Here is a 1,190-nt window from a genome sequence, read left to right as displayed (position 1 = left end):
AGCCGAGCAGGGAGTCGCCGAGCCGTGCGGTGTAGAGGTTGAGGGTGCGCTGGTCGCTGACCGCACCCCGGCGCTGCGCACCGCCGTGCACTGGCGCGGCCTGCCGCACCCCGTCCAGGTCGTCGCGCGCCGCGCCGAACTGCCCGTCCGGCAGCTGGACCGGCGCGGCCTGACGCCCGAGCAGCGGGCCGCGGAGACCGAGCGGCTGCTCGCCGAGGAGCGGGCCGCCGGGCTGGACCTCGGCACCGCGCCGCTCACCCGGCTCGCCCTGGCGGCGCTGCCCGGCGAGGAGGTGCTGCTGCTCTGGTCCACCCACCACGTGATCCTGGACGGCTGGAGCACCGGGCAGCTGCTCACCGAGGTCTGCGAGGAGTACGCCGCGCTGACCGGCGGCCCGCAGGCGCCCCGCCCGGTCCGCCGCCCGTTCGCGGACTTCCTGGCCTGGCTGCGCGAGCAGGACGGGCAGGCCGCCGAGGAGCACTGGAACGGCGCCCTGGCCGGGTTCACCGAGCGGACCGCGCTGCCCTACGACCGCCGGCCCGCCGGGGCCCACCGGGCCCGCTCCACCGCCGCCGTCCACCGCGTCCTCGACGAGGCGGCCTCCGCCCGGCTGCGGGAGAACGCCGCCGTCGCCGGACTGACCGTCAACACCCTGGTCGAGGGCGCCTGGGGGCTGCTGCTGGCCCGCTACGGCGGCACCGGGGACGTGGTCTTCGGCACCACCGTCTCCGGGCGGCCGGCCGAACTGCCCGGCGTCGAGACGATGATCGGCCTGTTCATCAACACCGTGCCGGCCCGGGTCCGGGTGCCCGCCGACGGCGCCGTCCTGCCCTGGCTGCGCGCGCTCCAGGACCGGCAGAGCGAGGGCCGCCGGCACGACCACCTGGCGCTGACCCGGATCCGGGCACTGAGCGAACTGCCCGCCGGGGAACCGCTGTTCGACAGCATGGTGGTGTTCGAGAACTACCCCGTCGACGAGTCGGCCGCGGACCGCACCGGGGTGCGGGTGGTCGAGGTGCGCGCCGACGACGCCACCACCTTCCCCTGGTGCCTGCGGGCCCACCTGAGCGGGCAGCTCGCCTTCGACCTGGCGTACGACCCGGCGCTCTTCGACCCGCGCACCGTCCAGGACGCCGCCGACCGCCTGGCCCGGCTGCTGACCGCGCTGGCCGACGGCCTGGCCGCCGGCC

1 protein-coding gene is annotated in these 1,190 nt (G+C 77.1%); it reads left to right on the top strand.

The window, feature by feature from the left end; all coding sequences use genetic code 11:
• Positions 1 to 85: 85 nt before the first annotated feature.
• The coding region (locus ABZW03_RS41035) for a condensation domain-containing protein (RefSeq protein ID WP_355270006.1) at positions 86 to 1,190 on the top strand (1,105 nt) is incomplete at its 3' end.

The sequence above is a fragment of the Kitasatospora sp. NPDC004799 genome (assembly GCF_040609095.1).
In the GTDB taxonomy this organism is placed as follows: domain Bacteria; phylum Actinomycetota; class Actinomycetes; order Streptomycetales; family Streptomycetaceae; genus Kitasatospora.
This window is presented reverse-complemented; position numbering and strand designations above follow the sequence as displayed.